The 11,363-nt window shown below is 62.6% G+C and carries 3 protein-coding genes and 2 pseudogenes; 4 read left to right on the forward strand and 1 reads right to left on the reverse strand.

Annotation, left to right across the window (positions count from 1 at the left end; translation table 11 throughout):
* Positions 1-24: 24 nt before the first annotated feature.
* The 4 genes and pseudogenes from QEN71_RS08725 to QEN71_RS08735 all read left to right on the forward strand — a co-directional run bounded on the left by QEN71_RS08725 (position 25) and on the right by QEN71_RS08735 (position 10,223).
* Entirely contained in the window at positions 25-669 is a 645-nt protein-coding gene (locus QEN71_RS08725; RefSeq protein ID WP_201654615.1) for a vWA domain-containing protein, read from the forward strand.
* Positions 670-1,121: 452 nt separating this feature from the next.
* A pseudogene (locus tag QEN71_RS44975) lies at positions 1,122-1,193 on the forward strand (ESPR domain-containing protein); the annotation flags it as partial.
* A 375-nt stretch (positions 1,194-1,568) separates the two neighbouring features.
* A pseudogene (locus tag QEN71_RS08730) lies at positions 1,569-9,032 on the forward strand (YadA-like family protein); the annotation flags it as partial.
* Between the two features lie 51 nt (positions 9,033-9,083).
* Positions 9,084-10,223, forward strand: coding sequence for an OmpA family protein (locus QEN71_RS08735; protein WP_201654609.1), 1,140 nt, complete (start codon positions 9,084-9,086; stop codon positions 10,221-10,223).
* 112 nt (positions 10,224-10,335) lie between these two features.
* Here the strand turns inward: QEN71_RS08735 and QEN71_RS08740 are convergent, their stop codons facing one another.
* Complete coding sequence (locus QEN71_RS08740) at positions 10,336-11,286, reverse strand: flagellar brake protein (protein WP_201654606.1); 951 nt, start codon at positions 11,284-11,286, stop codon at positions 10,336-10,338.
* Positions 11,287-11,363 lie beyond the last annotated feature (77 nt).

Here is an 11,363-nt window from a genome sequence, read left to right on the forward strand (position 1 = left end):
CGAAAGGGCGCAACCGCGCGTGCAATGCGCAGCGGTTTTCGATGGCGGCAAGGCGCGGGTTTCGCTTCCGCTCAAGGCGTGCCGGGAAAGCGCATTGCGTGGCCGCGCACGCTCGTTGCCAAGCGTGGTGAGCCTTTGCGTAGCGAACATCTGCGCTTCATTCATCAAGAACCGCGTAGCGGTGTGCTGCATTGCTTTGTGCTCGATTGCTCGGCATCGATGATGGCGGGTGAGCGGCTGGCGCTGGCGAAGGGAATTCTCCTTGCGCTATTCGAGCGGGCGCGTGCGGCTCGCTGCGAAGTCGCGCTGGTCTGTTTCGGCGGCAATCGCGCGGATGTGCGGTTTGGACCGGCTGTGCCGCGATGGTTGAACGAGCGTTGGATCGCGCCTGTGGGTGGCGGAGGCGGGACGCCTTTTCAGTCAGGTATCGATACAGCCAGCGATTTGCTGCTGATGGCAGCGCGCCGTCAGCCTGCACAGCAACGCTGGTTGTGGGTGCTGTCGGATGGCCGCAGTTCCGAAGCGCCATTAAGGCCTGCGACAGCGGACGAGGTGGTGTTCGTCGACTTCGAACAGGGGCAGCTTAGCGTTGGGCGTTGTGCTGCCTGGGCGCGTGAATGGGGTGCGCATTGCCTTGGTGCGCATGAGGTTGCTGCCGCGGCTTCGTAGAGATTTGGCCGTCGAGGTGTCGGTTTGCGTTTGTCTTTGATAATTTGTACTGCGAATTTAATGCCGGTAACGAGTGACTTGATGCGAAGTCTTCTGTAGGTATTTTTATACTTTCCGGTGGTCTGTTTGTTCGGGGTGGGGCAGGTAAGGTAATCGTATAGAAATACTAATTATGAAGATGTCGGTTGATGTAGGAATCTTTCGAAAACATTAGAGGTTCCGCTGGTCTTAGGAATTGTCCGATTACTCGGTATTACACGTTCTCCTATTGTTCATCGCGCGCAAGCTAACGCGCGAGTTCTCCATTATGTCTTCGGCTAATCGACGGGGTAGCACTGGCCAGGATGCCGGGAACGTGCGCACACGTGCCTTGCTGCGTGGGCAAGGCATAACACTGTGGATCACTTGATTCGTTTTGTGTGGTGTTGTCGTTAGAGTAAATAGGATAACGAATGAATAAGACATATCGATCAATTTGGAATGAGTCGACCGGGACGTGGGTTGCTGCGCAGGAGAACTCTAAAGGTAGAGGTAAGTCGAAAGCGGGGAAGAGTGCTCTAGTGCTAATGGCATTGAGTGCGGGATCCTACAGTGGAGTGGCACTGGCCAGTAATGGCACTATCACTTTGTGCGGTAGTAGCGGGTGGTCGCACGGATGGGCTGGCGAAACCTATAACCTGAACGGATGCGGATCAGGCTATAACTTCTATCTCGGGTCAAATGCCAACGCATATGGGGCAGGTGGGACAGGGGGTGTGGCGAGTGTTTCCGATAACCAATCCAATCAGTTGATATTACAGGGACCAAACGGTGTCCTGATAAGCGGTACGGAATATTTGCAGGGGAACAAGATCACAACGTTGGCTGCGGGCACGATTAGCAGCGGTAGCAGTGACGGTGTGAACGGCTCGCAGCTTTACGCAACCAACCAAAACGTCTCAAACCTCGCGAACGTCGTCAACAACCTGAACAACAACGGCAGCAGCGGCGGCAACCTCAAGTACTTCCACGCCACTTCTGCGCTGGCGGACTCGACGGCAGGTGGTGCTGAATCGGTCGCGATCGGCGGCGCCGCAACCGCCGCTACGTCGAACTCCGTCGCGCTCGGCTCGAACTCGGTCGCAAGCTCGACGACGCTGACGACGGCAGGCTACAACCCGGGCGGCGCAGCGATCTCGGCATTGTCGGCAGCAGGCGAAGTCTCTGTCGGCAAGGCAGGCTCCGAGCGCCGCATCACGAACGTTGCATCGGGCTATGCCGCAACGGACGCCGTGAACGTCAGCCAACTGATGTCGGAAGACGCGAAGGTCAACGCAGAAGGCGCATCGACGGCAGCGGCATTCGGCGGCGGCGCATCGTACAATCCGACGACGGGTGCCATCACCAACCCGACGTACAACATCGGCGGCGCAACGTATAACAACGTTGCCGGTGCGCTGACGAACCTCGACGCGCGTGTCAACAACCTGAGCAACGGCAGCGGTAGCGCCACCAGCCTCAAGTACTTCAATGCCACGTCGGCGCTGGCAGACTCGTCGGCAGGCGGCTCGGAATCGGTCGCGATCGGCGGCGCGGCAAATGCTAGCGCAAGCAACGCGGTCGCACTCGGCTCGAACTCCGTTGCTGATCGCGCGAACAGCGTCTCCGTCGGTTCGTCGACGGCGCAACGCCAGATCACGAACCTGGCAGCCGGTACGGCGGCAACGGATGCAGTCGACGTGGCGCAACTGAGCGGCGTGGCGGCGGCCATCGGTGGCGGTGCATCGGTGAAGGCAGACGGCTCCATCGCGCAGCCGACCTTCAACGTGTACGGCAACACCTATTCGAATGTCGGCGACGCACTGTCGAACATTTCGGCGGCGACGGGCAATATTGTCCAGAATCTGAAGTACATCAAGTTTGGGGTTAGCACGGCGGCAGCGGCGCAGGCCGGCGGAACCGACTCGTTGGCGATCGGGGGCAACTCGTTTGCGAATGCGAACGGTTCGGTGGCCATCGGCGCAGGCGCACGCGCTTTGGCGCAGAACTCGGTGGCGATCGGTTATGGCTCGGCAACGAGTATTGCCAACGCGTTTGCAGTCGGCAGCGCGACATCGACCCGCCGCATTGTCAATGTAGCGGACGGTCAGGTCGACACCGATGCGGCCACGGTCGGTCAGGTTAACTCGGATATCCAGGCCGCTATCGCCAACCTGAATCTGAGTTCGACGCAAGCGCAACCAAAGCTGCTGACCTCGGCAGTGCATTCGGCGCAGCTGCTAGGCGCAACGTCGAGTCTGACGCCGGCGCAGCTGATCATGTCGGGTGTCACCGACAAGGCCGGCCAGATCGACGCAGAGGGCTCAGACGCACTGGCGATCGGCCTGAATTCGCAGGCCATGGCGGACAACGCGGTGGCTATCGGCGGCACTGTGCGTGTCGGGTCGGCGGCTGCAGTGGGCATTGGCCAGAACATCGCCGTCAACGGCGTCAACACCGTCGTGATGGGGTCGATGGTGTCGGCATCTGGCGACAACGCAATCGTTTTTGGTAACAACGGCACGGAGGCTGATGCCGACAACGCGATCGCTATCGGTAACAACGTGCAGGTAGGTGGCTCGAATACGATTGGTATCGGTAAAGACATCATCGCATCGGGTTCGAACAGCGTGTCGCTCGGCTATGCGAGTGCAGACGGTGGCCGCGCCAATGTTCTGTCCGTGGGCAACGGCACGCTGCAACGCCAGATCATCAACGTCGCTGCGGGCACGAAGCAGACCGACGCTGTCAACGTCTCGCAGCTCACGGGCGTGACGACGGCACTCGGCGGCGGCGCGACGGTGAGCCCGACGACGGGCGCGATCGTGGCACCGGCGTACAACGTCGCGGGCAATACGTTCAACAACGTCGGCGCTGCACTGACGGCGCTCGACGCAGGCGAAAAAGCCATCAACAACAACGTGATGAACGTCACGAACGTGGTGAACAACATCACGGTCGGCGGCGGCATCAAGTACTTCCACGCGAACTCGTCGCTGGCCGATTCGTCGGCGAAGGGTACGGACTCCGTCGCAATCGGCGGCAATGCCGTCGCGAACACGTCGAACTCGGTTGCACTGGGTGCGAATTCGGTGGCGAGCGCAGCGACGCTGTCGTCGGCAGCATTCGCGCCGGGCGGCTTCTCGATCTCGGCTGCTACGGCAGCGGGTGAAGTGTCGATTGGCGCGCAAGGTGCCGAGCGTCGCATCACGAACGTTGCAGCAGGCTACTCGGCAACGGATGCCGTGAACGTCAGCCAGTTGATGGCGGAAGACCAGAAGGTCAACGGCGTCAGCAACAACCTGAGCAACCTGAGCAACACCGTCAACAACATGGCGGCTGGCGGCGGAAGCATGAAGTACTTCCACGCCAACTCGTCGCTGGCCGACTCGACGGCATCGGGCTTGAACGCCATCGGCGTGGGTCCGCAAGCAACGGCGGCAGGCACGAACGCAATCGCGATTGGCTACAACGCCAGCGCGACGGCGGCGAACTCGGTCGCACTCGGCTCGAACTCGACGACGACGGCCAACCTGTCGGCAGCAGCATATAACCCGAGCAGCGCCACGCTGTCGGGCGCAACCGCGGCAGGCGAAGTGTCCGTCGGCTACGCAGGCGCAGAACGTCGCGTGACGAACCTGGCAGCAGGCTCGGCGGCAACAGATGCCGTGAACGTCAGCCAGTTGATGGCGGAAGACTCGAAGGTCAACGCGGAAGGCGCAGCGACGGCAGCAGCGCTGGGCGGCGGTTCGTCGTACAACTCGTCGACGGGCGCGATCACCAACCCGACGTACAACGTTGCGGGCGCGACCTATAACAACGTCGCGGGCGCGCTGACGGGTGTCGACGGCCGGATGAACAATCTCGGCAACACGATCACGTACATGAACAACGTGATCAACAACACCGTCATCAACGGCGGCGGCATCAAGTACTTCCACGCGAACTCGACGCTGGCGGACTCGACGGCATCGGGTACGAACTCGGTTGCCATCGGCGGTGGCGCAATCGCAACGGCTTCGAACTCGGTTGCGCTTGGCGCGAATTCGACGACGACGGCCAATCTGTCGGCAGCCGCGTATAACCCGGGTAGCGCCACGCTGTCGGGCACGACGGCAGCAGGCGAAGTCTCGGTGGGCTACGCAGGCGCAGAGCGTCGCATGACGAACCTGGCAGCAGGCTCGGCGGCAACGGATGCCGTGAACGTCAGCCAGTTGATGTCGGAAGATTCGAAGGTCAACGCGGAAGGCGCAGCGACGGCGGCAGCACTGGGCGGCGGTTCGTCTTACAACTCGTCGACGGGCGCGATCACGAACCCGACGTACAACGTTGCAGGCACGACCTATAACAACGTCGCGGGTGCGCTGACGGGTGTCGACGGCCGGATGAACAATCTCGGCAACACGATCACGTACATGAACAACGTGATCAACAACACCGTCATCAACGGCGGCGGCATCAAGTACTTCCACGCGAACTCGACGCTGGCGGACTCGACGGCATCGGGCGCGAACTCGGTTGCAATCGGCGGCGCAGCGATCGCAACGGCTTCGAACTCGGTTGCGCTTGGCGCGAATTCGACCACGACGGCCAACTTGTCGGCAGCCGCATTCAACCCGGGCGGCACGCTGTCGGGCACGACGGCGGCAGGCGAAGTCTCGGTGGGCAGTGCAAGCGTCAACCGCCGTATCACGAACCTCGCAGCGGGCGCAGCGCCGACGGATGCCGTCAACGTCAGCCAGCTGATGGCCGAAGACGCAAAGGTCAACAACGTTGGCAACAACCTGTCGAACCTGAATAACTACGTCAACAACATCGCCAACGGCGGCGCGAACATGAAGTACTTCAACGTGTCCTCGTCGCTGGCAGCGGCGTCGGCCACGGGTACGGATAGCGTCGCGGCAGGTCCGAACGCGGTGGCGACGGCAAGCGGTGCGGTGGCATTGGGTGCGAACTCGGTGGCTGATCGTGCGAACACGGTGTCCGTCGGTTCGTCGACCGCACAACGCCAGATCGTGAACGTCGGCGCAGGCACGAATCAGACCGATGCGGTCAACGTGTCGCAGCTGAGCGGCGTGACGGCGGCACTGGGTGGCGGCGCATCGGTCAAAGCGGACGGTTCCATTGCACCTCCGGCGTACAACATGTACGGCCAGACCTTTTCGAACGTGGGCGATGCACTGGCCAGCATCAATAACAACACGGCGAATATTGTTCAGAATCTGAAGTACATCCGCTTTGGCTCCAGTACCAGCGCGGCTGCACAGGCCGCAGGCACCGATTCCGTGGCGATTGGCGGCAACTCGTTTGCCAACGCGGCTGGCGCACTGGCGATCGGCGCAGGTGCTCGCGCGATGGCTCAGAACTCCGTGGCAGTCGGCTATGGATCGGCGACGAGCATCGCGAATACCTTTGCCGTAGGTAGCGCGCTTTCGACTCGCCGCATCGTCAACGTAGCGGACGGTCAGGCCGCCACGGATGCCGCCACAGTCGGTCAGGTGACGTCGGACATTCAGGCTGCTATCGCCAACCTGAATCTGAGTTCGACTCAAGCTCAGCCGAAACTGCTGGCAACGGCAGTGCGTTCAACACAATTGTTGGGCGCAAGTTCGAGCCTCACGCCGGATCAGATGATCATGTCGGGCGTGACGGACAAGGCCGGCCAGATCGATGCCCAAGGTTCGGATGCAATGGCAATCGGTCTGAACTCGCAGGCAATGGCCGACAACGCAGTGGCCATCGGCGGCTCCGTGCGCGTTGGTTCTGCGGCTTCCGTGGGCATTGGACAGAACATTGCCATCAATGGCACCAACACCGTCGTGATGGGGACGATGGTGTCGGCCAATGCCAACAACGGCATCGTGTTCGGTAACAATGGCACGGAGGCCGATGCCGACGACGCCATCGCAATTGGTAACAATGTGCAGGTCGGCGGCGCCAATACGATGGCCATCGGTAAGGACATCGTGGCGGGCGGCACGAACAGCATCACGCTCGGCTACGCCAGTTCCGACGGCAACCGCACTAACGTTCTGTCGGTCGGCAGCAGCAAGCTGCAACGCCAGATCATCAACGTGGCAGCCGGCTATTCGGCAACCGACGCCGTCAACGTTTCGCAGCTGACGGGCGCGGTCAACGCACTCGGCGGCGGCGCGACGATCAACCCGACGACGGGCGCAGTCGTGGCACCGGCCTACTCGCTGGCAGGCACCACCTACGTCAACGTCGGCGCAGCGCTGAGCTCGCTGGATACGCGTATTGCATCGGGCGGCGACGCACTGGCGGTCGACTACGATACCTCGGCGAAGGATCAGATCACGCTGAAGGGCGCAAGCGGCACGAAGATCACCGGTCTGTCGGCAGGTGGGGTGAATGCATCGAGCGCGGATGCCATCAACGGTTCGCAACTGTACGCACAGGGTGCATCGACGGCGGCAGCACTGGGCGGCGGCGCATCGGTCAACCCGACGACGGGCGCGATCACGGCTCCGCAGTACACGTTCGGCGGCGGCACGTACACCAACGTCGGCGATGCGCTGACGGCGCTGAACAACGCAGCGGGCTCGGGCAACGCACTGGGCGTCGTCTATGACGGCCAGGACAAGAGCAAGATCACGCTGGCAGGCGCCAACGGCACGACCATCACGAAGCTGGCAGCGGGTGGCGTGAACGCATCCAGCACGGATGCGGTGAACGGCACGCAGCTGTACAACGTGGCGGCATCGGTGTCGAATGCAGTCGGCGGCGGTTCGACGGTGAACACCGACGGTACGATCAGCAACCCGACCTATGTCATGAACGGCGGCACGTCCGTGACGACTATCGGCGGCGCGATCAGCAACCTCGACAACCGTGTCTTTGCGAACAGCACGGACATCACGAACCTGCAAACGCAGATCAACGAAGGCGGCATCGGTCTCGTGACGCAGGATGCGACGACCAGCAACATCCTCGTCGCCTCGAAGACGGGCGGTTCGCTCGTCGACTTCACGGGCACGGCGGGCGCACGCGTTCTCACAGGCGTAAGCGCAGGCAAGGTGAACGGATCGAGCCTCGACGCGGTGAACGGCACGCAGCTGTATAACGTGGCGTCATCGGTGTCGAACGCGATCGGCGGCGGTTCGACGGTGAAGTACGACGGCACGATTACCAACCCGACGTATAACGTGGGCGGTACGACCGTGACGACGATCGGCGGCGCGATCACCAACCTCGACGTCCGTGTCGCGCAGAACACCACGGCCATCACGAACCTGCAAACGCAGATCAACGAGGGCGGCATCGGTCTCGTGACGCAGGATTCGAAGAGCAAGAACATCCTCGTCGCATCGAAGACGGATGGTTCGGTTGTCGACTTCACGGGCTCGGCGGGTGTACGCGTTCTGAAGGGTGTCGCAGACGGCGTAGAGGCAAACGATGCCGTCAACGTCGGTCAGTTGCAGGCTGCGGGCATCATCAGCCCGACTGGCAACGTGAAGACTGCCGTGACGTACGACACGGACGCGAACGGCAAAACCAACTACAGCAGCGTCACGCTGGGTGACGGTACGCCAAACGCAGCGCCTGTTTTGCTCCAGAACGTCGCAGCGGGCTCGCACGCGACGGATGCCGTCAACTACTCGCAGTACGCGGATCTGGTGGCGAAGGTCAACAACATCAGCAACGTGGGTACGGGTGTCGACACGCTGTTCGTCGGCGACGGCGATCGCAACACCGAGGCTGCACAGGCAGGCGGCTCCCACGCTACGGCGATGGGCGCGCTGTCGGTCGCGAACGGCGCACAGTCGGTCGCAACGGGCTATGCATCGAACGCGTCGGGCCAGAACGCCGTCGCAATGGGTGCAAACGCCAAGGCCAGCGGCAACAACTCGGTGGCGCTCGGCGCGGGCTCCGTCGCGGATCAGGACAACACCGTGTCGGTGGGTTCGGCTACGCAGCAACGCCGGATCACGAACGTCGCCACGGGTACGGCAACGACAGACGCCGTCAACGTCGGCCAGTTGAACGACGCGATTGCGCAGGCAAACGCATCGGTCGACGACAAGGTCAACCAGGGTGTCCAGTCGGCTAACTCGTACACGAACCAGCAGGTCAACAACCTCAGCAGGAAGATGGACTCGCTCGGCGCGGCGGCGATGGCGGCAACGTCGCTGATCCCGAATGCACGGGCCGAGGGCAACTTCCAGATGTCGGCGGCTGCGGGTACGTATGGCGGCGCCGCTGCCATCGCTATCGGTGCGAACTACTGGGTCAACGACCGCGTGCTGGTGAACGCGCACGTAACACGCTCGACGGGTTACGGCGCAAACACGGGCGCATCGGTCGGCGCGACGATCGGGTTCTAAACGCGTGACCAGCCCGCCGCGCGACAACCGCGGCGGGCAGGGAGAAAAACGATGAAAACACCAAAACTACGCGGCCCGGTCTTCATGACGCTCGCCGCGACGCTGGCGGCGGCTTGTGCGACGCCGGCGTTCGCGGACAGCATCCCGAAGCAGGTCCAGGCGCTGACGCCGCTGGCGCAGCGCATCGCCGATCCCTATCGGCGCGGGGTGGCCGAAGGCTTCCTCGAAATCGCGGAGCGGCAGGATAGCCACGTGCTCGTTTCGCACGTCTACAACGACGCGGCGAACCGCGCGCTCGGCAATGCGCGCTTTCTGATCGACAACAGCGCGCAATGGCAGTCGTTGTACACGGCCAAAAACTGGCCGACGCGCGACAAATGGGTGCAGGCAATCCGTTCGATCGAAGCGACCAATGCGCGTGCAACGGCATCGTCGTGCAAGGGCGAATCGGCGGGGCGTCTGCTTGCCCTGACCGACGAAGTCTGGAAGGAGCAGGACGAAACGCACGGCACCCACTGGGTGCACGGCTGGGAGGCGATCGAGCGCGCGAAGAAGCTGAGCGTGCAGGTCAACGACGAGCTCGACCATTGCGCGCCGCCGCCGCCACCTCCGCCGCCGGCTGTGGATATGCCGTTGCCCGACAAGCCGATCTCGCTGTCCGCGGATGCGTTGTTCGATTTCGACAAGGCGAAGCTAAAGCCTGAAGGTGTCGAGGCCGTCGACCAGCTTGCAACGAACCTGAAGCGCGTGAAGGCCATCGACGTCATCACCGTGATCGGCTACACGGACCGCTTCGGCTCCGTCGCGCACAACCGCGATCTGTCGCGGCGCCGTGCACAGGCCGTTGCCGATGCGTTGAAGCAGCGCGGTGTCGACCCCGTGCACTTCGACGTGCGCGGCGCGGGTTCGACGGCGCCTGTCGTCATGTGTCCGGGTCCGAAGAAGGCTGCCGTGATCGCCTGTCTCGCGCCGAACCGGCGCGTGGAGATCCGCGTCAGCGGGCAGGCCGCCGCTTCCGCGTCCGATGTGGGCATGCAGCGCGTGGCGCAACCGGTGCAGCCGGTGCAAGCGCCGTCGCGTGCTCAGTTGCAACAGCAGCAGCCGCTGCCGCTCACGCAGCAGCAACTGAATTTGCGCAAGCAGTGGCAGATGCAGGGGCAGATGCAGCAGCCCGCGCCGAAGCAGCCGTAACAAAACCGCTTGAGCCGTGGTTGTCCAGATGGCTCACAAGCAGAACGGCCCGGTCATGTGAATTGACCGGGCCGTTTTTTCATTCGATGGAAGCGTTCGACAGCAGCGCGCTTTACTTCGGCCCGCTCGTCCAGAAGATCACATCGTCGATCCGGTCGAACACGTAGACCTTCAGCGCCATCTGCTCGACCTGATTCAGCTTCTCGAACTCGATGCCGTGCGTCGTGAGATCGCCGGGCGTCGAGCCGGGCTGCACGTTGCGGATGATCGCCGTCGTTTCGATCGACGTTTCCAGATCCTTCGAGCGCAGCGTGAACGCCACCCGGATACGCTTGCCGACTTCACCGACCGTCCACGGCGCGGCGAACGACATGCCCATCGCGCTCACACTCTGCACGAGACCGAGGCTTTCGTAGCCCGTGCCTTCGGCATCGATGCTGAAGCGCAGCGGCAGGCTCGCGCGCACGCGCACCGACTTGCGCTCGCGCAGCCGGCGAACCACGCCCGGCTTCGACAGCACGAGATAGTGGAACGGCACCTGACAGACGGAATCGACCGTGCAAACGAAGCGGAACACCGCCTGGCTCGCGATCGCGACGATCTCGACGTTTTCGCCGACGGCCAGCTGCATCGCCTTGCCGTCGACGAGCGGCGGCGTGACGAACAGCGATTCGTTCGGCGCAAAGCCGATGATGCGCGACGGATGCATCGGCGCGCCCATGCCGACCTGTGAGCGCACGCCGATCAGCGCGCCGATCGTCAGATGCATCTCCTTGAGCGTGAGCGAGTCGAGGTCCGCCGGTTTGGCAGCGGACTGCGGCGTGGCCGAGCCATCTTCGCCGGTCGCGCTCAGGTCGCCGCGCTGCGGCTTGAAGTGCTGGAACAGAAAGCGGTGCTCTTCCGCGCCGATCACGATCGCGCCGCGGTCGAACAGCAGCGTGCCATCGCTATCGACGAGCGGGAACTCGAGCGGCGTGCCGACGGGCACGGCGTCGGGCGACAGCTGACGCGAGCCGGTCGGCGCACCCGCGCCGGTGTCGACTGTGTCTTCACTGGTTTGCATGATGGGCGAGAAAAGTTCAGGCAATAATTACTGTATACGTCGAAGTATCGGAAAACTTTAACATTTCTTTTACGCGA

The organism is Paraburkholderia sabiae, from assembly GCF_030412785.1.
Lineage (GTDB): Bacteria > Pseudomonadota > Gammaproteobacteria > Burkholderiales > Burkholderiaceae > Paraburkholderia > Paraburkholderia sabiae.

What these genes read in the sequence shown, in the direction of transcription:
- QEN71_RS08725 (WP_201654615.1), top strand. Translation starts at nt 25, where the DNA reads ATGCGCAGCGGTTTTCGATGGCGGCAAGGCGCGGGTTTCGCTTCCGCT.
- QEN71_RS08735 (WP_201654609.1), top strand. Translation starts at nt 9,084, where the DNA reads ATGAAAACACCAAAACTACGCGGCCCGGTCTTCATGACGCTCGCCGCG.
- QEN71_RS08740 (WP_201654606.1), bottom strand. Translation starts at nt 11,286, where the DNA reads ATGCAAACCAGTGAAGACACAGTCGACACCGGCGCGGGTGCGCCGACC.